Source organism: Pararhodobacter sp. SW119, assembly GCF_017811755.1.
Classification (GTDB): Bacteria; Pseudomonadota; Alphaproteobacteria; order Rhodobacterales; family Rhodobacteraceae; genus Pararhodobacter.
The window spans coordinates 1-20,342 of the sequence record NZ_JADDJF010000017.1 but is presented as its reverse complement, the minus strand read 5'-3'; the positions used below and the strand labels follow the sequence as shown (position 1 = coordinate 20,342).

Here is a 20,342-nt window from a genome sequence, read left to right as displayed (position 1 = left end):
TCTTGAAGACAACGGAGCCGAGAGGAGGTGCGTGCCCATGTCCCGCACAACGACCATGACCGTCCGCGTCAGCGGTACCCTGAGCGAGTTCGTTGCGACCAATGTCGGCGAAGGCGGCGCTTACGAGAACGTAAGCGAATACATCCGCGATCTCATCCGCCGCGACAAGGAACGCGCCGAGCGCGAAGCTTTCGATCGTCTGAAAGCCGAACTGAACCATGCCTTCGCCGCGCCCGAGGAAAGCTACAAGCCCCTGACCGCCGCCGAGGTGATCTCCCGGAACCGGGCCTGAGCCCATGGCGATCCGGGTCCAGGAGGCGGCCTCGGTCCGTCTCGACGAGATCTACCGCTACACCCGCGACCGGTGGGGCGAGGCGCAGGCTGAAACCTACGTCACCGGCCTCTTCTCCGCGTTCGAGCGGATTGAAAGACGCGGTGTGATGTCGAGGCCCGTGCCGGCCGAGTTCGGGGTGGAAGGCTACTTCTTCCGCTACGAGCGACATTTCGTGTACTGGAAACGCCTTGCCAATGGCGACATCGGGATCGTCACCATCTTGCACGAGCGGATGCATCAGATCGAGCGCCTCAAGGAAGACTTCGAATAAAGTGTTGATTTTACGTATTAAAGGTCTCCTTCGCGTCGCTCTGCGAGGAGCTTTCCAAGGTGGAGAAGGTTGGAAATCAGGCCCATCCCCTCCGCCACTTGCCCTCGCGAAATCGTTCTTCCCATCCGGCTGCGGCCGGATTTTTCCGTTGTTTTCGAGGGTTATGCGGGACGGGCTATTCACCTTGCCTAGCGCTAGGAGGGCCGGAAGCGGTCTCTACGGGCCGTTATTCTCCGCACCTGTTGACTGCGCCGTTTTGGTGAATAGCCTGTAATCATCTGACTATGAACGGTTTCATTTTGTGCCGGCGCGGACTCCGATCCCAGTTCCCTTCGCTTCCTGTCGCCCCCCACGTCGAACTTTTCCGGTCTCGCAATTACGATGCGTCGGCGTATGTCGCTGTGAAGATCGTTTCGGACAGCCATTTCTTGAACGACGGATTGTCGGAGAACTGCTTGAACAACTCGGTATGGTCGGAGAGCAGCTCGATCACTGCGCGTTCAAGCGCCTTGTCGTGCTCGATTCGGGCGTTCTGTTTGTCCGAGTTCTTCATGGCATTCTGATATGCCCTGTCGGCTGAGACTTTTGCGGGCAACTCCTCTGCACCCTGGCTGGAATGGGCCTCGTCGATGATGATCGCGAAGGTCCGCCCACGGTGCTCGTCGCCAATCTCATCAAGGATGAAGGGGAACTTCTGGACCGTCGTGATGATGATCTTCTTACCGGCCTTCAGGAAGGCGCGCAGGTCGCCAGACTTTTCGGCGTGGCCCACGACAGATGACACCTGCGCGAACTGCTTGATCGTGTCGCGGATCTGTTTGTCCAGAACGCGCCGATCGGTGACCACGATAACGGAGTCGAAGGTCGTCTTTCCGGCAGTATCCAAGCCGATCAGCTGATGAGCGAGCCAGGCAATCGAGTTGCTCTTGCCCGAACCGGCTGAGTGCTGGATCAGGTATCTCTTTCCGGCCCCTACGGCTTCGGCATCGGCCAACAGCTTGCGCACCACGTCAAGCTGGTGAAAGCGGGGAAAGACCTGCTTCAGCGGCTTCCTCTTGCCGCGCTCGTCGACCTCCTCGACCACCTGCGCATAGTTCTCAAGGATGTCGGTGAGGTTCCGCTTCGTTAGGTACTCCTTCCACAGGTAGTCCGTCTTCAGCCCGTGGGGGTTCGGCGGGTTCCCCGCGCCGTCGTTCCAGCCCTTGTTGAACGGCAGGAACCAGGACGCCTTGCCCTTCAGGTGGGTGCACATCCGCACCTCGTGGTCGTCCACGGCGAAATGAACGACGCAGCGGCCGAACTGGAACAGCAGCTCTTTCGGATCACGATCGCGCTTGTACTGCTCGATCGCGTCCTCGACCGTCTGCTTGGTCAGGCTGTTCTTCAGCTCGAAGGTGGCGATAGGCAAGCCGTTGATGAAGACGGCCACGTCGAGCGACAGCTTTGTGGCGTCCTTTGAATAGTGCAGCTGGCGGGTGACGCTGAAGATATTTGCGGCGGACAACGCCTCGGCCTTGGCGTTACCCGGGGTCGGTGTGCCGAAGAACAGCTCCACCGAGCCGGGGCCGTGCTTCGCGCCGTTGCGCAACACGTCGATAACACCGCGCTTAGCAATCTCGCCCTGCAGTCGGTGCAGGAACTGCAGCCGCTTCGGTCCATCCTCGCCGATGCCGAGCGCCTCGACACCGCACTCTGCGACCTTTGTGAACCCGAGAGTTTCGACCAGCGTATCCACGGATTCGGTCTCCAGCGGAATGGCCGCCGCGGAGGCGTCAAGCCAGTCAGGTGCGACGGGGGCGCAGGCTTCTCTCGGCGCCGCATGGCGGCGTCGGGTTCGAGCGTCCACAGATGCGTGACACGGCTGGCGTCGTAACGGGCGAGGTTCAGCCCCGAGCCCGCGCCGATTTTCAACGCGCGGCCTTCGGCATGCGGAACGATGCGCTGCCGTTTCTGGGGTGACGAGATCGCCACCGCAGGACCAGTCGATCAGGCGGGGGGCGATGTGTCGGTCGTAGAAGGACATTGTTTTGGCTCAGACTTTGTCGTCAAGCGGGTTCTCCATCGATGACGCCGAACTGCTCACACTCGTCATGTCGGTGTGACTGCACTCGATCATGTCCTTTTCGCTTACGGATCAATGGGGCTCGGAGCTTGTTCCGCCCTTGTGCGAGTGACTTGGCGAAGTTCGGTTTGCACACCCGTGGGCTCGTCGAGCGCTCGCAGAAACGCCTCGAGCTGCGCGCGCTCAGCTTCGTTAAGGTCGACGGGCCGGAGTTCGCTGTGCCCCTCCGGAGCGTGGGGCGCTGCAGCGTAGTGGCCGATCACATCCGCCAGCGTCCCGATCTGCCCGGCGTGCATGTAGGGTGGGCGACCCGCGACGCCCCGGAGGGACGGCGTCTTGAACGCTCGCAGCATCTCGTGGCTCGCCGGCGCCATGAACCTTAGCTCGGTGCACTCGCTGGGGTCTGCGTCGCTGTAGGGTCCGAGGCAGTTGAACGGATCCTCGCGGACGAGCCGCGCCCCGGCCTCACGTCCTCGGTCCTCCGGCAAATCCGGGGCAGCCGGAATACCGGTGTTGTGGAAGTGGTTGTCAGTCAGAAGAGGACCGTTGTGGCAGTTGATGCACTGGCCTTCGCCTATGAAGAGCCGAAGTCCCGCCACCTCGTGCTCGGTCAGAAGGCCGGGTTCAGGGAACTCTGGCGAACCCACCCAGGCATCGAAGCGTGTCTCGGGCGGATCGATCGTCCGCTCGAAGGCGGCGATGGCCTTGCCAATGTTGGCGAATACGACGTTGACAGCCTCGCGATCCGCCTCGGACATGCCGTCCCAGGCCGCCGTGGCGGTCGGCTCCGCGACCGGTCCGGCATGTGCCGGAAGCAGATCCAGGTCAGGAAGCGGTCCGAAGATCGCCTCGTAGTGCTCGGCATAGTGCTCCGCCACGAGATGAGCATATCGGGTCCGGTCACCACCGTGTTCAACCGGGCTTTCCAGAGGGCCAAGTGCTTGTGCCCAAAGGCTGTCCTTGCGCCCGTCCCAGAACAGGAACGGGCTGTGCGCCATGCCAGCGATAGGCATGGTCCTTCGGTCGGTCCGACCGACGCCTCGCGCGAGCGGGAGATCGTCCTGGAACTGCCGCTCCGGCAGGTGGCAGGTTGCGCAGGCGACGTCGCCGGTCGAACTGAAGCGGGTATCGAAAAACAGCCCCCGGCCCAGCTCCGCGGCGCGGGGATCGTCCGCGACACGGTTCGAGGGGTCGGCCGGAGTTCGCGGCAGCGCGTCGAGCGAAAGCGAGCGGACCAGCGCGAGGTCCTCGTCGCTCCAGCCGGGACCGACCAGGACGGGCAGGCCCACAGCCAGCGCTCCGGCGCCTGCCGCGACCAAGGCGAGTGCGAAGAGGACCCGGCGCATGGCGATGCCTCAGAGGACGAGGTTGAAGGTGATGGTGTCGGCGCCGGTGGGGCCGTCGATCGACAGGTCGATCTCCCACCAACCGGGCATGTTGAACTTCATGCCCTCGATCAGGAACCGGCCATCCCCGAGCGCCTCGGTGACCGCCGGTGCCGTCGGGAGGCCATGGCCGTGCTGAGGCATGCCGCCGCCGATCATGATCCGAGCGTCCTCGATCGGCGCTCCGTCGCGGTCTTCCACCGTGAGGGTCCAGGAGTGCATAGGCCCCACGCTGACGGGCTCGGTCTCCGGGGCCAAGCGCGCGACGTATAGCCCGCTGTCGGTAGCCCTCTGCAGGGACAGGTCGAGATCGGATGGCGGCGGACGCATCATCCAGGCAGCGCTGGCCACGCCGGCGACGATAACGAGTGCGGGAACGCCGAGCAGGAGCGCGCGGCGTGAGGTGAAGGTCGGCATGTCGGTTCCCCTTGATCCTGAGCTTCCCGGACGGAAGCGTGACGCGGGGTGACATCTACAGGGTACGAGGCTGCGTCTGCTTGAATGTAGCTGCTGACTTGATGTCGCCCTCGCGAGGCAGACCGACTTCTTTATTCCGCCCGCATTCGCTGAGGCGAGGCTCTGGACCCCGAGTGCATTACCATTCTTCGAGCGCAGGGCGCGAGGCGACTATGAGCAAGTTCGAGCCTGTAGTATGATGCGGTGCGTCGTTGGGGGCGGGAGTCTCATGAAGGTCGCGACGGACGGTCGAATCGTGCTTTGGGACGGCGGGAGCCTGTGGGCCTTCGAGGTTCCGCCGCAACCGGGCAATATCGCCACGACGCGGATGCACGCCCATCACGCCGTTCAACTCACGCTCGCCGCGGGCGGCGACTTCCACATCAGGACAGACCAGGGCCGGACACCGGGACCGCTGGTGCTGATCGCACCGGATACCCCCCACGCCTTCGAGCCGTCGGGGCGGATCGCCCTGCTCTTCGCGGAGCCCGAGAGCCGGACTGGTCAGATCCTCGTGGCGGAGCTCGACGGCGCCCCGGTCGCACGCCTGGATTCGGATCGCCTTCCGGACGCCGAGCGGCAGCTCTCCCTTGTCTGGGGCGTGCCGCGCGCCACCGATGCCGAGATAACGGAGCTGGGGCGCGGCATCCTCGACCGGCTGCTTGGTGGCCTGCCGGCGCCCCCGGCGTTCGACCCTCGCATCTCGCGGGCAATCGACTGGCTCGAGCCGCGCGTCGAGAACCACCTTACCCTGGCCGAGGCAGCCTCGGTGGCTTGCCTTTCGGAGAGCCGCTTCAGCCATCGCTTCGCCGAGGTGACGGGGCTGCCGTTCCGAACCTGGCTCCTCTGGAGGCGCCTCATGCGCGCGGTGGAGCACATGGCTGCGGGCGAAAACCTCACGACAGCCGCCCTTGAGGCCGGCTTCTCGGACTCGGCGCATTTCAGTCGGACCTTCATGCGCATGTTCGGCGTGCAGGCCAGCGCCTTGGGGCTGGTTTAGCCGCTTCGTTCAAGCGCGCCGTGTCGGCCGGCGGTAGGACAGGCACATCCAGCCAAGGAAGCCCATCATGGACCTCAGCAGACGCTCCGTCCTCGCCGCCCTCGCCGGGCTGACCCTTTCACCCGCGCTGCCGAGCCTCCTGCAGGCCCAGCAGCAAGCGCCTGCGCCCACCCGCTCGGCAAGCGACGAGCACATCGCCATGCTGCTCTATCCGGGCATGACCGCGCTCGACCTCGTGGGTCCCTATCACTTCCTCGCTTCGACCGGGGTCGAGGTCCATCTCGTGACGACCGGGCCCGATCTGAGCCCGGTTCCGAGCGACCTCGGACTGGCGCTCCAGCCTACGGCCACATTCGCGACCTGCCCCGAGGACCTGACGCTCATTTTTGTCCCAGGCGGCACCATGGGCACAGTCGTAGCCGCGCGTGACCCTACAACCGTCCACTTCATCAGGGACCGCGCCTCCCGTGCCCGCTACGTGACCAGCGTCTGCACGGGGTCGCTCGTCCTGGGAGCGGCCGGTGTGCTCACGGGCAAGCATGCCACCTCGCACTGGATCACCCGCGACCTGCTCACCCAGTTCGGAGCGATCCCCACGGCGGGGCGCGTCGTGCGGGACGGCAATATCATAACCGGCGCAGGCGTCTCGGCGGGGCTCGACTTCGGCTGCACGCTCGTGGCCGAGATGCGCGGCATGCTGGATGCGGAGGCCATCCTCCTCGTCTCCGAGTATGATCCCGATCCTCCCTTCCCCGGGGGCTCGCCCGAGACTGCCCGACCCGAAGTCGTCGACCTCATCAGCCAGGGTCTCGCCCCCTTTGTCGACGAGGCTCGGACGCTTGGAATCTTGGGCGCGTAACCGTCAGACACCAAAGCTGCTCATGAACCGAGCAGACCCCACCGCCGGAACAAGACACATTTGGAGCTCCGAGATGCTTGCGCTGCCGATCAGAACGTTCGCCTTCCTTGGCCTCGGTGGTCTGGGACACTCCGGCTCGCTCGGGAGGCCAGCCGGCCTGACCGCCGCAGGCTCGCGCCCCCCGACCTCGCAAACGCAATCGTCGGAGACTGCTGCAATCCCCGAGCAATACATTCTCGACCTCCTCCGCGCCTATGCCAGCGCCGGGTTTGCCGCCGTCGTCACGATCAACTCGGGCGCGCTGGTCGCCGGCCTCAGCCAGGCCAGCCACATCGACTTCGTGCACCCGGCATTCATCGCCTGCGCCCTCTTCATCTGGGCATTCGGCGTGACGACGGGCGTGGCCACCTGGGGAGCGGCGTACCGGGCGATCGTCGCTCTGGCCGCGTCGGACCCGCAGGAGCAGATGCGCTGGCGAGGCGTCGCCGCGGGACTTTTCCACGTCTCCTTGAGCATGTTCCTGCTCGGCTTCGGCGTGGTCGGGGTGGGACTGGCGGCATAGAGAGGGCGCCCGGACGTCCGCGATCTGCGCTCCCTCGTGGACTGCATCCGGCTGGTGCGCCGCACCGCGATGCAGACCGCCGTCCGCATGATCACCACCGGCGTGATGCTGGCGCTGCTGGCTGGCATCGCCATCAAGCTCGAGATCTTCGGCGGCAGCCCGTAGCCGCTCAACACCCAAAACCATCAGCCCAACCGCACCCGCCCTAGAGGCGGGTTTTTTGTCCGGAGGACCCTCATGACCACGACCTTCCACCGCCATTGGCGCGACGTGCCCGAGAGCGGCTGGCGCTGGCCGAATTTCAGCCCGGCCGAGATCGCCTGCCGGGGCACCGGCAAGCTGCTGATCAACGCGCCCGCGCTCGACAAGCTGCAGGCGCTGCGCGACCGCCTGGGCAAGCCGCTGATCGTCCGCTCGGCCTACCGCAGCCCAGAGCACAACCGCGCCGTGGGCGGCGCCACCCGCTCGAAGCATCTGGACGGGACGGCCTTCGATATCGCCATGGCGAACCACGATCCGGTGGCGTTCGAGGCGGCGGCGCGGGAGGTTGGGTTCCTCGGCTTCGCCTTCTATCCGCGCTCGGGCTTCATGCATATCGACCTCGGGCCAGCGCGGTCCTGGGGCGAGCCCTTCCCGGTCCGGGCGACTGCCATCGCAGCGGAGACGCCGCCAGCGCGCGAAGTGCTGGCCGAGTGCCGCACCATGAAAGGGGGTGCTTCTGGTCTTCCTGAACCAGTTCTTCATGCCTCGCCACAACGCGCAACTGAGGCTGCTGAAGGCCCAGATCGCGATCTTGCGGGCCCGCATCCCGACGCAAAGGATTATCCTGTCGCCCGCCGAAAAAGCCGAACTCATGCGCATCGGGGCTGAGTGCGGGCATGAGATCGACGGTCTTCTGGAAGTGGCCAAGCCCGCGACCTACAAGCGCTGGCTCGCTCAGATGCGTATCGGGACCCCTTTCAAGGCTGTCGGACGACCGCGCCTGACGCAGGAGTTGCGCGATGTCGTCATCCGCATCGGATCAGAAAACCTTCTCTGGGGCTACAAGCGGATCGCGGGGGAGCTGAAAAAGCTGGGGCTCTACGCCGGTGCCAATTCCGTCAAACGCATCCTGGCCACCCGCGTCCACGAGCTGGCGGCGATTCCGACAAGTAGAGCGGCGATCAACGCCGCCCCTGCTTCCAATCATCGAGCCGGGCGGTGACGGCGATACCGCCGAGCGCCACGGCGAGGAACACCTAGCGAAGCGTATCGAGGTACGGCACAAGCGGCAGGATGGCGGTTTGGGTCTCGGCCAGGACGCTCTGCGCCACCTCGACGCCCACCGCGCCCAGTGTCGCCGCTGGGGCTGGTGCTGGAGGGGGCGACGGGGATGCCCGTGGCCGAGTATCTGGAAAGCCGGCTCTGGGGTCCGCTGGGGGCCGAGCGTGACGCCTTCTGGAGCACCGACCGCCAGGGCCAGGAATTCGCGCTCTGCTGCCTGAACGCCACCTTGCGCGACTATGCCCGCTTCGGCCGGCTTTACCTGGAAGGCGGCGCGCGCGACGGTCGGCAGATCATCCCAGCCGTCTGGGTCGACGCCTCGGTCACGCCGGAGGCCGCGCATCTGCAACCGGGCGACAACTCGGCCTCCAGCTGGACCTTCGGCTACGGCTACAAGTGGTGGATACCGGAAAACCCGCAGGGCGATTTCACCGCCATCGGCGTTTGGGGGCAATACATCTATGTCGATCCGGCGCGCGGGGTGATCGTCGTCAAGACCAGCGCCGATCCGGATTTCGACGACAACGACCACGAAAGCGTCGCCGCCTTCCGTGCTATCGCCCGGGCCGTCACCGCGGACAGGGGTATGTGATGGATTACCGGGACTCTGGCAGTGCCTCTGTCAGAACTCGGCCCGGGTGATCGTGGGGAGGAAGAATGGCACGTAGTCAGGCGTTCCGTACCTGTTGCCGAGTTCGACGCGGATGGGGAGGAGGAAGCCGTCGTGGCGGCCCATCTCCAGCATCCGGCCGCCGAAGGGTTGCAGGCGGTATTCCCGTTGCGGATTGGCGTCGGTCCAACGCAGGGCCTGAACCTCAGTGGGGTTGCCCGCAGCGTCGAAGGTAATCTGCATGGGCTCGATCCCAAGGACGTCGGCGAAGCGCACCTCGGCGCTGTCGGGACCGGTCTGGGTCCACTCAGCGCCGAACTGAGGCAGCAGGCTCGCTGGCGCCCAGACGGATTCCAACATCACCCGGGTGGCGGCCGCGTGTGCGTGGTCCTCGGTACCGCCGATACGTGCGAGCGGGATCAGGCCGTGGAGCCAGAACTTGGTCCAGCTTTCGACCGGCCCACTCGCCGGCGCGTGGTAGCCTTCCGAGCCCGCGAACCGTATCAGCCCCGTACCGACCTCGGCCTGCCAGACGAAGCCTCGGACGGGTGGTGTAAGGATCTGGCGCGCCGTCATCGGCATCGCGTTGCCGTTCATGATGAAGCTGCCCTCCATCTCCAGCCGCACCACCCGGTGCAGGGCCGTGCCTGGCTCGATGGCGCGGGCGAAGTAGCGCTGCGCGATCTCGGGCAGGTCCGCGACCATCGCCGGGTCGTAGCGCTGTGGGTCGGCCTCGCGCGCGGTCTCCAGCGCCGCCCAGACGGCACGCATCTGCGCCTGGTCGCGGGAATGGACCAAAAGGCCAAGGGCGGCGCCCGCCAGCAGGAGGACGAACAGGGCGAGGAGGACGATCTTGAGAATGGTCATCGGAATGCTTCCTGAGGGATTGGTCCGGGGTCAGTCGCCGCCGGGTTGGGTATGGGCGGCAAGGAAATCGGCGATCCGGCGTCGGACGGCGTCGTGATGGCCCAAAAGCAGGTGCCCGCCGGTGTCGAAGGTCTGCACCTCGGCTGTCTCGATCCGTTCAGCCGTGAAGTGTGCCGTTGAAAAGGGCGTGATTCGGTCGTCGCGGGCATGGACGATCAGCACGGGGCTGAAGGCGAGCGGCAGGAGAAAGATGAGCAAGGCAAGGGTCAGCTCTGGCATCGGGTCGCCTCTCCATGGGAGTGGACACACACCCTGGAGACAGCCGCCCCAAGCCGCGACCCGAAGCCTGCGCATTCGCCGGAGCGCCAACGACAGATGGGGATCAGACGTATCCACCGAAGGCGAGGCCCCAGAGGACCATCAGCGCCGCAAAGCCCGCCAATGCCAGAGCGAAGACGCTCTGGTGAAGGCGTCGCCAGATGCTCCAGCCCGGGGCGCGCCAGACGACAACCAGCGACAGCAGCACGAGCCCGGCCATGACCGCGACCACGTCGCCCAGTGCAAGGAAGGCCGTCAGCGTGGGCTGTGGCTGGTCGAACACGAATTCGGAGCCGAGCTCGGCCGCGGTCACCGCCGCCGCGATCCCCGCCCCGGCCATCGCCCAGACCGATCCTGCCCCCGCAACCGCCACCCCGGCCGCAAGCTGGCCCATCCGCGACCCACCGCGCAGCCCGCGCCGCCAGATCAGGCCCAGAAGTGTGGTGAGCGCCAGAAGCGCCGCCATTCCGAAGCCACCCAGGAAGACCACGGGGTCCGTGCGCCAGGTGACCCGCTCGTAGGTATGCGCACCGGTCCCGTCGGCCAGGCGCAGGACGCGGTCGTCCGCATCCCGGATCAACGCCAGCCGGTCGCCGAGCGTGTCCTCCCAGAGGTCAGGGGCAACCGGTTCGTAGCGGACCATGGCCTGCAACCGCGGGGCCGGCGCCAGCACCGCTCCGTCGGGCAGCGCGGCAATGGTGAACGGCGAAAGCGCGGCCAGTACCTGCGTCGGCCCGGAGAAGCTGCGCCGGTTGTTCAGGTAGCGCCCCGCCGCCTCGGCTGCACGCTCGGCGGCATCGGGAACGGGCCGCGGTGCGGTGGCCTCGAGCCCGGCCTCGGCGATAAGCGGTGCGAGGATCAGGTCGGGGCCGAGGAAAGGCAGGCTCGCCCCCGTCCCACCGTTCTGCGAGATGAAGACGCCCGCGCCGATTTCGGGGATGAAGACGAGATTCGACAGGAACTCGTTGAGCCCGCCACCATGGCCCAGGGCAGTGGCTCCGACGATCGCACGCGACTGGAAGCCATGCGCCATATCCGGCGCCTGTGGGTGGTCATCGAAGAGCCTCGTGCGCATCTGCGTCATCGTCTCGGGCTGCAAAAGGCGTGCCCCATCGAACGATCCGTCGCCCATAAGGAATCGCGTGAACCGCGCCATGTCGGCGGCGGTGCTGGCGATGCTGCCTGCCGGTGCGAACGCGCCGATATCGATGCGAAAGGCTGGATGCGCCATGCCACCCTGCAATCGGTAGCTTCGCGAAAGCGGCGGCTGGTCGGGGCTGCGCGCGGCTTCGGATGTCGTCGTGTCGGCCATTCCCAGGGGATCGAGGATGTGCGCCTGCACGACATCCTCCCAACGCTGCCCGGCGACCTCCTCGACCACCAAGCCTACCAGCGCCACGCCCCAGTTGGAGTACGACGTCACCGTCCCGCGGGGGAACACCTGCTCCGGGGCCGATGCCGCGAGTGCCTGCGGTCGGGGCAGCGCGGCTATGGTCTGGTCGAAGATGTCGTAGCTGTCCTCATAGCCCGGGCGGTGGCTCATCAGCTGCGCCAGCGTCAGAGGTTCGGTGCCCGGCACGGTGAAGCCTGGCAGGTAGCCCGCGACATTTTCGTGCAGATTGAGCCTTCCTTCCTCGACCAGCATCATCACGGCGGTCCAGGTGAAGAGCTTGGTGATCGAGCCGATTTCGAAACGCGCGCCGCCAGCGCTTGTAGGCGTGCCGGCTTCAAGGTCCGATGAGCCGTAGCCGCGCAGAATGACCTCGTACTCCATCACGATCGCCGCGATCGCGCCGGGCACCTGTTCGGTCGCCATGAAGCCCGCGGCCAACCCGTCGATCCGCGCGGCAAGTCCCGTGGCATGGTCCGACATCTGCGCCTGCGCCGGAGCGCCCAGAGTTATGCCGAGCCCGAGAACCGCCCCGGCGAACCTTTCGAAAAACATATCCTTACCCCTATTTCGCCGAAGCCGAGTCGGCGTCCGGGCCCATCCTGCCGCAGGATCAAGACCCCTTCCCTGATCACGATCAAACCGCAACGCGTTCGACGTTGCGTGCAGGTGCCGATCTGGTGCGGGTCGCCAGTCAGCGGAGCTTGTCGGCAAGCTTGGCGCGTCCAGTCAGCACGTCCTCCCGCAGGATCTGCCGCGCGCGCTCGGGTTCCTCAAAAAGCGGGCTATGGGCGGAATTCTCGAAGGTATAAAAACCCTTCAGCGGCGCCTCGATCCGCTCGAAGAGCGCGCGCGCGAGTTCCGGGTTCGCCGTCAGGTCGTGCCTCCCGATCAGGAGGTAAAACGGTATTTCCAGCCGGTCGATGCGGGTGCCCAGGTCGGTCGCCAGGAACTCGTCCCAGAGATGCCGCCGCGACCAGCGAAGACCGCGCCAGACGGAGACTTTTTCGCGAACCGTGTAAGCGGGCTCGCGCCAGACAGGCAGAAATACGCCGGTGATCACCGAGCGCATGTCGCGCGTGGTTCCAACCCCCAGCCCGTGCATCGCCGGATCGCGCAGCCGCATGTAGTCATCCGACAGGCCGAGTTCCATCGACACCGGCGCGGCCTCAAGCCTGCCAACCATCGCCGCATCTCCTCGCGCCCGGTAGGCCGCCAACATCGCGGCATGGGCGAGAGTCTCGGAACGCAGCTGATGCACGGCCTGCGCCATGCCGACATAGGCGCGAAAGCGGTCGGGGGCGCGGGCGGCAACCAGCAGGCCCAGGAAGCTGCCCCAGGAATGGCCGAGCAGGACGATCCGGTCCTGCCCGAACCGATCCCGCAGGTAGTCCGCCACTGCGACCGTATCGGCGATGAGATGTTCGAAAGTCATGCTCTCGGGTTGGAGGCCTGGGTCGAAGGAAAGGCCCGCGCCGCGCTGGTCCCACCAGACGACGGTGAAATCACGTTCCAGCCCGGTCGGATGGGTGCCGTTCAGGAAGAACTCCGGCATTCCCGGCCCGCCATGCAGGAACAGAAGCACCGGGTTCGCCGCATCGGCGCTCTGGACGATCATTCCCTGCCGGACGCCATTGATTTCGACGAACACCCGTTCCGAGAGACTTCCGGGGATGGGCCGTCCCTCTGTATCGAGAACCGGTGCCGGGCGGCCTGGGCTGATCCATAAGAGCCCAGCCGCCGCCGCGATCAGGGTGAGGAGAACTGCACCGAAGAACCACATCACGACAGGCCCAAGTCTATCGGGGCGCCTCTTGCCGGGGGTCGGTGCATCAAAGCTGTCATTCCGGGGCATTTCAAGGCATCCGAAAGGTCCCGCCACATTGCGTTTGAACCGACGTGTGAGGCAGGTGCCAGGCCGGGTTTGCGCGCATATGTTTCTATTGTCGCTCGCTTTCGTCAAGGATCACGGTGCTGATCGCGCGTTCGATCCCGTCGAAGGCACCTCTGGCGCCCAGCATGCCGACATCGGTGTTGATCTGGATCGCGATGGCGATGTCCTGCGCAGGATAGTAGCGCAAGGTCGAGACATAGCCTGGTATCCAACCGCCATGTCCGCGCACCTCGCCGAAGGCACCGTCATGGTCGATGCTGACGGCCAGACCGTAAACGCGGCCCGGGGCGTCGGGATCAATCGAAACCGCGTCGAACATTTCGTCAAGATAGGCGGCCTCCAGCGCCCGGCCGGACCACAGATGCCAGCCCCACCGGGCCAGATCGGCCGCCGTGGTGACGAAGCCTCCCCCCGCGCCCTCGATCCCCGGATGCCAGACCATGCGTCCGTCAGTGTCGAGCGTCCGCACCGGTGACCCTGTCGGATCGCCGAGCGCGCTGAAGCCGACGACCAGACGGGCAAGGTCGCGCCGGTCGGACGGCTCGGTGTCGGCGAGCGCGAGGGGGTCGAGAAAGCGGGTCCGAACGACCTCGGTCCACGGCACCCCAGCCGCCGCCTCGATCGCGAGGCCGACGAGCAGGAAACCTGTGTCGGAGTAGGCCCAGCCCTCGCCCGCGGAAAAGAGCGGCTCGGCGTCGAGGATGAAGGCGATCAGGGTTTCTGGTTCGGGCGCGGCGTCATCTGGTCCGAGCGACATGAAGAACGCGCGGAAAGCGGGAAGGTCGACATGATCGGGCAGGCCGCCGGTATGCGTCAGCAGCTGGCGCAGGGTGAGCGCGGCGTGGTTGGGTAGTCGGTCGAACCAGGGCCGGTCGCCTATCCAGACCGAAAGCGGATCATCGAGGTCGAGCGCCCCATCGGCATGTAGCGACAGCACCGCCGCGGCCACGAAGCTCTTGCCGATGCTCGCGGCCAGCATCCGGCTCTCGACCGTCATCGGCACACCGGCATCCGGGTCCGCCCAGCCGGTCGCGCGGGAATGCACCACGCCGTCGGCTCCGGTCCAGGCGACAGTGACACCTGGAAACTCATGTTCCGCGTGAAGATCGTCCAGCGTCGACTGCACGAGGTCGCTGGCCCACGCAGGAACCGCGATCGCCAGTCCGATGGCGAAAACCACGGCGAACTTCATGCCGGTCTCGGCAACAAGATCGGCATGACCTCGGTCGCCGCACCTTCTCGGCTGAACATGGCGGCGCGGTCGACCCAGACCACGATCACGGCAACCGCGACGAAGAGATACATGTCCCAAGGCTGCGCATCGGGCCACATCGGCATGTTGAGCTGCCAGTGAAAGAGGATGGCCACGAGGATACTGCCACGCGCCGCATTGAAGAAACCGGTCACGATCAAGCTGGCCGCCGTGGCGCCGATCAGGAAGGGCATCACGTCCCAACCGCTCTGCGGTGTGCCGCTCAAAAAAAACGCCGGGACATGCCATAGCGCCCAGAGGATGCCGACGATCAGTCCCGCCCAGATCGGCGCCATCTGGCGCTGAAGAAGTGGCAGGGCATAACCGCGCCAGCCGAATTCCTCGATGGGTCCGAGGATCAGCATGAAGCCCGCCAGCGCGAGCAGCTCAAGGATCGGCGGCTGGGCCAGGGCCTCGCGCGTCAGCGTGCCGCCAATGGCAGCGCCAATGAAATAGATCGCGGGCAAGCCGACAAGGAGCAGCAGATACCACCCGGCGGTGGCGCGCCAGAGCAGCAGACGCGACAGGAACCCGCGCAGCCCGATGAGCCCGCCATACCATAAAACCAGCGCGATGCCCGAGATCGCCGGCGACCAGACGGCAAGGATGAAGAGCGGATGCGAGGCGCGCAACGGCCCGAACGCCGCCTCGATCGGCGCGGGAAAGGCCAGCAGAAGAACCAACAGCCCCCATGCGATGCCGAAGGTCAGTGCGAAGAAAGTGAATACCGAGCGCACCGGTGGGTTGGCAAAGCGTCTCGTCATGGCGTCACCTCGGTTGGTTCGGGCTACGTACCACCTTTCCGAACCCTCAGACCATGACGTCGGCGGTCACTTCCGTTTTCGGGACGTCCCCATTGCAATCGTCAGCGCTGTCGAGGCTGCACCAGGTAGCCATTTATCGTCGACTCCCCGAGCGCCTTCATGGCCTCGATCCGGTGGAGACCTTCCACCAGCACAAACCGTTCCGCGTCCGCGCGTACCTGGATCGGCACCGTCTGTCCGTCCTCCAGAATGCCTTCGGCGATCTGGCCAACCTTGTACCTGTCGAGCGACTTGGCGCGCTTCACCGGAACATGGATCGTCGCGATCTGAAAGATCTTCGGTTTGAGCATTCGTATCACCCCCGTCGGATCATACCCAAGGATGCTGCCCGTGGCTACGCCCGGCAACTCACGGGTTGCCACCCGCAGATGTGGAACGCGAACCTTGTCGACCGCATTGCCGACATCACGCGCGACAGCCGCGACGGACACCTGAGATCCCACGCAGCGAAGGCCTTGCGAACTGCCACAATGACAAAGGCGGACGGTCAATCCCCGCCGGCGCCACCGCAGTGGAATCGCGTTTGGGTGTAAAGCCTGGCTCATTGTGCATCCTTCAATCCGGTCAATCAGAGGTTGGAATTCGCGCCCGACCACGGAAACTCTCCTGGAGTTTTTCGGACGCAACCCTCGACCGTCAACATCAGCCGATCAGATGGTCGGATCAGCACCTCTCGGTTGCCGCCCGCCCTGAGCAGTCGGCTGAGCAGTGGAAAAGCGTAGCGGGGACCGGGGGCCAGACATGAAACGCCGCGCAGGTGGCTGAGAAGATCCGCTACGCCTCCCGCAGACCGCGGGTAAACTACTGCGGGGCTCGAAGGGCCGCCTGGTATGGTTGTGATGAAAAGTCGGCATTCCCTTCGAAGGCGGCTTTGAGCCGCTTGCGTCATGCGCGCCGGTAGAGGCACAGGGTGACAGGGACCAATATCGCCGTGAGAAGGGCGGGGGCGAGGAGCGCAAGTGCGATCTGCCCCGGTGTCGACGTTCCCGCCATCAGCCCGCGCATGGCAGTCGTCATCAGCGATATCGGGTTCACATCCACGAAGGCGCGCAGCCAGTCTGGCATGGTTTCCGGCTGCACCATGATGTTGGACGCGAAGACCACCGGGAAGAGCACGGTGAACCCCAGCGTCATGACCGTGGTGGGGGTCCGGATCAGCAGGCCGAGGACAATGAACACCCAGCCGATCCCGAAGCCGATTGCGAGAAGCAACAGGAAGGCGGCGACAACGCCCGGCAGGCCCGCCTCGGGGCGGTAGCCAAGGATGAGACCGATCCCGAGGATGATCGCGCCCGCGATCAGATGGCGCAGCATGTCCCCGACGATGAGTCCGGCGAAGGGAGAAAGCGGCCAGATCGGCAAGCTCCGAAACCTGTCGAACAGCCCCTTTCTAAGGTCGGTCGACAGGCCCATGCCGGAATAGACCGCATTGAACGCCACCGTCTGCACGAGAATCCCGGGCAGGAAGAATTGCAAGTAATCGCGGGTCGAACCAGCCAGCGCGCCTCCGAAGACGAAAGTAAAGAGCAGCGTGAACATGAGCGGAGTCATGATCAAATCGAAGAGTTGCTCGGGCACGTGACGGAACTTCAGCACCGCCCGCCAGCCGAAGGTCAGCGCATTCGACAGCGCCGAGGGACGCGGAGGACGTTCGATGTGCCGAAGCGTTGCGGGGGTGATTTCGGTCACGAAGCATCCTCCGATTGCGTCGCGACGCCGCCCGTGAGGGCGAAGAACACCTCCTCGAGGCTCGGCGATCCCATCGCGAAATCCTCCAGCGCGATGCCCGCCGAAACGAGCGCAGTCAGCGCCGCATTGGCAGCCTCCGGCGTCCGGGCCATGACCGACAGGCGCGCGCCTTCGGGGTTGCGCTGAACCGGCGCAGCGAGTTGAGCCTCGAGCACGCCAGCCGCACGGTCGAGCGTTGCCGGGTCGGCAACGGTCACGTGCAGGAAACCCGACCCGGTCGCGGCCTTGAGTTCCCGGCTCGTGCCTTCCGCGATCTTCCGGCCGTGGTCGATCACCGCGATCCGCTCAGCCAACTGATCCGCCTCCTCGAGATATTGCGTTGTGAGCAACACGGTGACGCCGGATTGCGCAAGCTGCCGGATCATACGCCACACCCTCTGCCGCGCGGAGGGGTCGAGCCCGGTCGTCGGCTCGTCGAGAAACAACACGCCCGGCGTCACGATCAGCGACGCGGCGATGTCGAGGCGCCGCCGCATGCCGCCCGAATAATCCTTCACTTGCCTATGCCGCGCCTCGGTCAGTTCGAACGCGGCGAAGAGTTCGTCGGCCCGCTGCCGGGCGGCCTGCCGGCCAAAGCCCCAGAGACGGGCGAGGAAGACCAGGTTTTCGCGCCCTGTCAGATCCTCGTCGAGCGAGGCGAACTGGCCAGTCATCGCGATCGAGGCCCGCACCTTGTTCGGCTCCGCGCGCAGATCGTACCCCATCACCGCGGCGGCGCCCGCGTCGGGGCGCGTCAGCGTGGCGAGCAGCCGCATCAGGGTGGTTTTGCCGGCGCCGTTGGGCCCCAGGATCGCGAAGATGGTCCCGCGTGACACGTCAAGGTCGATACCCGCCACCGCCTGAAGATTTCCATAGTGCTTGACCAGTCCGCGCGCCCGGATCGCCGGTATTTTGTCGTTCCTGATCTTCGATGCGACTGTGTTCGATCCCGCCTCCGGCATTTTCCCTCTACGCATCGGTTCAACTTCACGAGATGATATCACGGCCTCGTTGATCCGCAGCGATTTTTCCGAGCTCATCGTCTTGACCGGGCGTCAATCAGTCTCCTTCCCCTCCTTTCGCGGCAGTGGTCGCCCGGAAACCGGCGGCCTGACCCTGCGGGCGCCGCCGTCACGATGGCGCCGGCCATCGCGCTCATCATCGCCTTGCAGGCCATGCGGCGCGACGGGGGGCGAGACTGGTGGTTGCCCGCCGGCGTCGCGGCCCTGAACCTTGTCGCGCGCGCGGTGCTGATCGGCTGGCTGACGCACCTTTACGGAAACCTTGTGCTCGAGCGGTTCCTCGACGTCTTGGATTTTCTTGTTCCCGGACGCGGACCCTCTGAGGCCCAGACGATCACGGCATGATCGGAAACGGTTGTTCCCGGGTCTGGTGTCGCCGCTGAAGACATCTCGAAGCGTTGCTTTGCGACCGCATTTCGACTACGATCTTCATGGTGAATTTGGACTGCGCTTCATCCGGTCGGAGGGACTGCCGATGATCGCCTATACCATGCTCGGGACCAACAACTTCGAACGTGCGAGCGAATTTTATGATGCGTTGCTTGCCGAGATCGGCGGCCGCCGCGGTTTGGAACTCGAAGGCGTGATCCTCTACGCCGGCGCTGAAGGCACGCCCTTTTTCGGGCTCGGGAAACCCCACGATGGCAACGCGGCGAGCGTCGGCAACGGTGTGATGATAGCCCTTGCCGCCGACGGACCCGAGGCGGTGCAACGCCTGCATGCCCGGGCGCTCGAGCTTGGCGCAAGCGACGAGGGCGCGCCGGGGCCGCGGTCGCGTTCGGGGTTCGATTTCTACGCCGGGTATTTTCGCGACCTCGACGGCAACAAGTTGAACTTTTTCTGCATGTGAACAGTCCCGACTTTGCCGCTCCGCGGGCCGAGGTGCCGCGAGGCACCAGCCAAAGAGTAAGCTCAGCAATGTAGGCGCCGAGTAACGGTGGTCAGCCCCGCATCCGCCGCCAGCCGAGCACCCTCAGCGCGCCGATCCCACCCAGGCGCCTGCATGCCCGGACCATTTCGGCTCACTCAAATACCCCAGGATACGGCAGCGCCGAGCTTTGCGTTCTCAACACTTTGTGGGCGTTTCGCTATCGACTTGACCATCGTCCACTGCGTTCAGCGCAGTGAACCACTGCCGGCTGGCGCCGGAAGCAAGCCGGGGTTGTGTTACTCTTGCCCGGTCGCAGGCGCCCGATCGTCTTCGTGCGCGTCGGATACCAATGGCGGGTCTCGCACCTCAATACCGATTTCACCGACACCGATGCCCGCGCGGACCGCGTTAAGACACCGCGAGAAGCCGCGCCAGGTCACGGCGGGGAGAGACTGAGCGTCTCACCGCGAAGAATGTTGCCTCAAGCCTCTTGCGAACATAAGGTGAACATATGGAAGCGATCCGTGGATTCGATCACCAGCGTCACCCAGGCTGCGCGCAGGCGGAGAGTGTGGCACAGACCGCGAAAGTGACATTCTTGGTCCGCGCTTCTGGCGCGCCGGACCGGAGGCTGCCGACGGTCGTTCCTGCCGCGGGGCATCGCCCTGCGGTAAAGCCGGACCTAAGCCCTCGGGACCGAAGCCCGGGAAGATCCTCCCCGTCTGTCTTTCTTCATCTGCGAAGCAAGGCCGACAGGAAGGATCGAGACATGGTCAGGATTCTCAATCGCGCATGTCAGCTGCTTGCGATCGCAGCCGAAGCGGTTTCCGCCCTGGTAGTCCTCGGTTCCCTCTGGGGTGCGGCGCATTTCCACGGTATCGGTCATGACCACATCGCCGAGATGTGCGTCTGGCTCGGGGCATTCGGCTCCCTCGTAATCGCCATCGCCGGCACGATCCACTTCCAGCTGGCCGGCCCGCGCAGGCCAACATCGCGGAGCGCAGTACGCACACTTCAACTCAACCTCAAAGAGTCGCGGTAGCCCTTCGAATGCCCCTCCCCTCTCCCAATGAAGGAATATCGCGCATGGAGTTGCAGAGCTTCAACCGTTCCGACGGCGCCACGGCCTCGGTCGACCTCTTCGCGGATATCGACCTTGCCACGCAACAGGGCCAGGCAGACTGCAAGGAAGCTCGCATGAATCCGCGCGAGGATCTCGAGGACATCCTGCGGGGAACGGCGTTCGAGATCGACGGACGGAGCCACCCATCCCGAACAGACAGAAAGGCAGACAGGCTTCAAGCGGGCGCCCCGCCCCGCTGCGCTACTTGTTCGTCCGACCCCGCTGGCGCGGATTTACACCCGTGCATTCGA

General features: G+C 65.3%; 24 protein-coding genes and 2 pseudogenes. 13 read left to right on the top strand and 13 right to left on the bottom strand.

Features of this window, described 5'->3' with window-relative positions; translation table 11 throughout:
• Window positions 1–37: 37 nt before the first annotated feature.
• Together IM708_RS11555 and IM708_RS11550 are read left to right on the top strand one after the other, a co-directional pair.
• Window positions 38–292 (top strand): addiction module antitoxin, encoded by a 255-nt coding sequence (locus IM708_RS11555; protein WP_209426679.1) that lies wholly within the window; start codon window positions 38–40, stop codon window positions 290–292.
• 4 nt (window positions 293–296) lie between these two features.
• Complete coding sequence (locus IM708_RS11550; RefSeq protein WP_209426678.1) at window positions 297–605, top strand: type II toxin-antitoxin system RelE/ParE family toxin; 309 nt, start codon at window positions 297–299, stop codon at window positions 603–605.
• 376 nt (window positions 606–981) lie between these two features.
• On the opposite strand, the gene IM708_RS11540 is transcribed toward IM708_RS11550, so the two are convergent.
• The 3 genes from IM708_RS11540 to IM708_RS11530 form a co-directional block, all read right to left on the bottom strand.
• Window positions 982–2,628 carry a type I restriction endonuclease gene (locus IM708_RS11540; protein WP_245243140.1) on the bottom strand — a complete coding sequence of 549 codons (1,647 nt, stop codon included), beginning with the start codon at window positions 2,626–2,628 and terminating at the stop codon, window positions 982–984.
• Between the two features lie 104 nt (window positions 2,629–2,732).
• Window positions 2,733–4,013 carry a cytochrome c peroxidase gene (locus IM708_RS11535; RefSeq protein ID WP_209426677.1) on the bottom strand — a complete coding sequence of 427 codons (1,281 nt, stop codon included), beginning with the start codon at window positions 4,011–4,013 and terminating at the stop codon, window positions 2,733–2,735.
• 9 nt (window positions 4,014–4,022) lie between these two features.
• Entirely contained in the window at window positions 4,023–4,469 is a 447-nt protein-coding gene (locus IM708_RS11530) for a FixH family protein (RefSeq protein ID WP_209426676.1), read from the bottom strand.
• 268 nt (window positions 4,470–4,737) lie between these two features.
• Here IM708_RS11530 and IM708_RS11525 point away from each other — a divergent pair, with 268 nt between their 5' ends.
• From IM708_RS11525 to IM708_RS11505, 6 genes and pseudogenes are all read left to right on the top strand, one after another.
• Window positions 4,738–5,508 carry an AraC family transcriptional regulator gene (locus IM708_RS11525; RefSeq protein ID WP_209426675.1) on the top strand — a complete coding sequence of 257 codons (771 nt, stop codon included), beginning with the start codon at window positions 4,738–4,740 and terminating at the stop codon, window positions 5,506–5,508.
• A 67-nt stretch (window positions 5,509–5,575) separates the two neighbouring features.
• A complete protein-coding gene (locus IM708_RS11520) occupies window positions 5,576–6,367 on the top strand; it encodes a DJ-1/PfpI family protein (RefSeq protein ID WP_209426674.1) in 792 nt (263 codons plus the stop codon).
• Between the two features lie 73 nt (window positions 6,368–6,440).
• Window positions 6,441–6,929, top strand: a complete 489-nt coding sequence (locus IM708_RS11515) for a hypothetical protein (RefSeq protein WP_209426673.1) — start codon at window positions 6,441–6,443, stop codon at window positions 6,927–6,929.
• A gap of 21 nt (window positions 6,930–6,950) precedes the next feature.
• Window positions 6,951–7,094: pseudogene (locus IM708_RS21575) on the top strand (DUF6127 family protein); the annotation flags it as partial.
• 72 nt (window positions 7,095–7,166) lie between these two features.
• Window positions 7,167–7,799, top strand: coding sequence for a D-Ala-D-Ala carboxypeptidase family metallohydrolase (locus IM708_RS11510; protein WP_209426672.1), 633 nt, complete (start codon window positions 7,167–7,169; stop codon window positions 7,797–7,799).
• Window positions 7,783–8,133 carry a hypothetical protein gene (locus IM708_RS11505; protein WP_245243139.1) on the top strand — a complete coding sequence of 117 codons (351 nt, stop codon included), beginning with the start codon at window positions 7,783–7,785 and terminating at the stop codon, window positions 8,131–8,133. Before IM708_RS11510 ends, IM708_RS11505 begins: the two co-directional genes overlap by 17 nt.
• Here IM708_RS11505 and IM708_RS21665 read toward each other — a convergent pair.
• Window positions 8,093–8,269: pseudogene (locus tag IM708_RS21665) on the bottom strand (peptidase M15); the annotation flags it as partial. The gene IM708_RS11505 and the pseudogene IM708_RS21665 sit on opposite strands and share 41 nt — an antisense overlap.
• Window positions 8,270–8,271: 2 nt before the next feature.
• Here IM708_RS21665 and IM708_RS11500 point away from each other — a divergent pair.
• The gene (locus tag IM708_RS11500) at window positions 8,272–8,784 is read left to right on the top strand and encodes a serine hydrolase (protein WP_245243149.1); all 513 of its coding nucleotides are present in this window, start codon (window positions 8,272–8,274) and stop codon (window positions 8,782–8,784) included.
• A gap of 30 nt (window positions 8,785–8,814) precedes the next feature.
• Here the strand turns inward: IM708_RS11500 and IM708_RS11495 are convergent, their stop codons facing one another.
• The 9 genes from IM708_RS11495 to IM708_RS11455 form a co-directional block, all read right to left on the bottom strand.
• Window positions 8,815–9,669: a DUF6544 family protein gene (locus tag IM708_RS11495; RefSeq protein ID WP_209426670.1), complete on the bottom strand. Its 855-nt coding sequence runs from the start codon at window positions 9,667–9,669 to the stop codon at window positions 8,815–8,817.
• Window positions 9,670–9,699: 30 nt separating this feature from the next.
• The gene (locus IM708_RS11490) at window positions 9,700–9,948 is read right to left on the bottom strand and encodes an alpha/beta hydrolase (RefSeq protein ID WP_209426669.1); all 249 of its coding nucleotides are present in this window, start codon (window positions 9,946–9,948) and stop codon (window positions 9,700–9,702) included.
• Window positions 9,949–10,051: 103 nt separating this feature from the next.
• Window positions 10,052–11,932, bottom strand: a complete 1,881-nt coding sequence (locus IM708_RS11485) for a serine hydrolase domain-containing protein (protein WP_209426668.1) — start codon at window positions 11,930–11,932, stop codon at window positions 10,052–10,054.
• Window positions 11,933–12,071: 139 nt separating this feature from the next.
• A complete protein-coding gene (locus IM708_RS11480; protein WP_209426667.1) occupies window positions 12,072–12,995 on the bottom strand; it encodes an alpha/beta fold hydrolase in 924 nt (307 codons plus the stop codon).
• 322 nt (window positions 12,996–13,317) lie between these two features.
• Complete coding sequence (locus IM708_RS11475; RefSeq protein ID WP_209426666.1) at window positions 13,318–14,463, bottom strand: serine hydrolase domain-containing protein; 1,146 nt, start codon at window positions 14,461–14,463, stop codon at window positions 13,318–13,320.
• Window positions 14,460–15,287 carry a CPBP family intramembrane glutamic endopeptidase gene (locus tag IM708_RS11470; RefSeq protein WP_209426665.1) on the bottom strand — a complete coding sequence of 276 codons (828 nt, stop codon included), beginning with the start codon at window positions 15,285–15,287 and terminating at the stop codon, window positions 14,460–14,462. The genes IM708_RS11475 and IM708_RS11470 overlap by 4 nt, the downstream gene beginning before the upstream one ends.
• Before the next feature lie 101 nt (window positions 15,288–15,388).
• The gene (locus IM708_RS21660; protein WP_348524962.1) at window positions 15,389–15,778 is read right to left on the bottom strand and encodes a ParB N-terminal domain-containing protein; all 390 of its coding nucleotides are present in this window, start codon (window positions 15,776–15,778) and stop codon (window positions 15,389–15,391) included.
• A 454-nt stretch (window positions 15,779–16,232) separates the two neighbouring features.
• The gene (locus tag IM708_RS11460; protein ID WP_209426764.1) at window positions 16,233–17,027 is read right to left on the bottom strand and encodes an ABC transporter permease; all 795 of its coding nucleotides are present in this window, start codon (window positions 17,025–17,027) and stop codon (window positions 16,233–16,235) included.
• A 5-nt stretch (window positions 17,028–17,032) separates the two neighbouring features.
• On the bottom strand, window positions 17,033–18,037 hold the full coding sequence (locus IM708_RS11455) for an ATP-binding cassette domain-containing protein (protein WP_209426762.1): 1,005 nt from the start codon (window positions 18,035–18,037) through the stop codon (window positions 17,033–17,035).
• Window positions 18,038–18,211: 174 nt separating this feature from the next.
• Here IM708_RS11455 and IM708_RS11450 point away from each other — a divergent pair, with 174 nt between their 5' ends.
• From IM708_RS11450 to IM708_RS11435, 4 genes are all read left to right on the top strand, one after another.
• Window positions 18,212–18,442: a hypothetical protein gene (locus IM708_RS11450; protein WP_209426664.1), complete on the top strand. Its 231-nt coding sequence runs from the start codon at window positions 18,212–18,214 to the stop codon at window positions 18,440–18,442.
• A gap of 130 nt (window positions 18,443–18,572) precedes the next feature.
• Window positions 18,573–18,947 carry a VOC family protein gene (locus IM708_RS11445; protein ID WP_209426663.1) on the top strand — a complete coding sequence of 125 codons (375 nt, stop codon included), beginning with the start codon at window positions 18,573–18,575 and terminating at the stop codon, window positions 18,945–18,947.
• A gap of 790 nt (window positions 18,948–19,737) precedes the next feature.
• The gene (locus IM708_RS11440; protein WP_209426662.1) at window positions 19,738–20,010 is read left to right on the top strand and encodes a hypothetical protein; all 273 of its coding nucleotides are present in this window, start codon (window positions 19,738–19,740) and stop codon (window positions 20,008–20,010) included.
• A 44-nt stretch (window positions 20,011–20,054) separates the two neighbouring features.
• Window positions 20,055–20,342, top strand: a 288-nt coding sequence (locus tag IM708_RS11435) for a hypothetical protein (protein WP_209426661.1), incomplete at its 3' end; no start/stop codon positions are given.

Coding starts and splice junctions, on each gene's coding strand:
- IM708_RS11510 (WP_209426672.1), top strand. CDS start 7,167: ATGACCACGACCTTCCACCGCCATTGGCGCGACGTGCCCGAGAGCGGC.
- IM708_RS11485 (WP_209426668.1), bottom strand. CDS start 11,932: ATGTTTTTCGAAAGGTTCGCCGGGGCGGTTCTCGGGCTCGGCATAACT.
- IM708_RS11525 (WP_209426675.1), top strand. CDS start 4,738: ATGAAGGTCGCGACGGACGGTCGAATCGTGCTTTGGGACGGCGGGAGC.
- IM708_RS11495 (WP_209426670.1), bottom strand. CDS start 9,669: ATGACCATTCTCAAGATCGTCCTCCTCGCCCTGTTCGTCCTCCTGCTG.
- IM708_RS11550 (WP_209426678.1), top strand. CDS start 297: ATGGCGATCCGGGTCCAGGAGGCGGCCTCGGTCCGTCTCGACGAGATC.
- IM708_RS11505 (WP_245243139.1), top strand. CDS start 7,783: ATGCGCATCGGGGCTGAGTGCGGGCATGAGATCGACGGTCTTCTGGAA.
- IM708_RS11455 (WP_209426762.1), bottom strand. CDS start 18,037: ATGCCGGAGGCGGGATCGAACACAGTCGCATCGAAGATCAGGAACGAC.
- IM708_RS11470 (WP_209426665.1), bottom strand. CDS start 15,287: ATGACGAGACGCTTTGCCAACCCACCGGTGCGCTCGGTATTCACTTTC.
- IM708_RS11535 (WP_209426677.1), bottom strand. CDS start 4,013: ATGCGCCGGGTCCTCTTCGCACTCGCCTTGGTCGCGGCAGGCGCCGGA.
- IM708_RS11490 (WP_209426669.1), bottom strand. CDS start 9,948: ATGCCAGAGCTGACCCTTGCCTTGCTCATCTTTCTCCTGCCGCTCGCC.
- IM708_RS11440 (WP_209426662.1), top strand. CDS start 19,738: ATGGTCAGGATTCTCAATCGCGCATGTCAGCTGCTTGCGATCGCAGCC.
- IM708_RS11530 (WP_209426676.1), bottom strand. CDS start 4,469: ATGCCGACCTTCACCTCACGCCGCGCGCTCCTGCTCGGCGTTCCCGCA.
- IM708_RS11515 (WP_209426673.1), top strand. CDS start 6,441: ATGCTTGCGCTGCCGATCAGAACGTTCGCCTTCCTTGGCCTCGGTGGT.
- IM708_RS11475 (WP_209426666.1), bottom strand. CDS start 14,463: ATGAAGTTCGCCGTGGTTTTCGCCATCGGACTGGCGATCGCGGTTCCT.
- IM708_RS11520 (WP_209426674.1), top strand. CDS start 5,576: ATGGACCTCAGCAGACGCTCCGTCCTCGCCGCCCTCGCCGGGCTGACC.
- IM708_RS11540 (WP_245243140.1), bottom strand. CDS start 2,628: ATGTCCTTCTACGACCGACACATCGCCCCCCGCCTGATCGACTGGTCC.
- IM708_RS11450 (WP_209426664.1), top strand. CDS start 18,212: ATGGCGCCGGCCATCGCGCTCATCATCGCCTTGCAGGCCATGCGGCGC.
- IM708_RS11555 (WP_209426679.1), top strand. CDS start 38: ATGTCCCGCACAACGACCATGACCGTCCGCGTCAGCGGTACCCTGAGC.
- IM708_RS11480 (WP_209426667.1), bottom strand. CDS start 12,995: ATGATCGTCCAGAGCGCCGATGCGGCGAACCCGGTGCTTCTGTTCCTG.
- IM708_RS11445 (WP_209426663.1), top strand. CDS start 18,573: ATGATCGCCTATACCATGCTCGGGACCAACAACTTCGAACGTGCGAGC.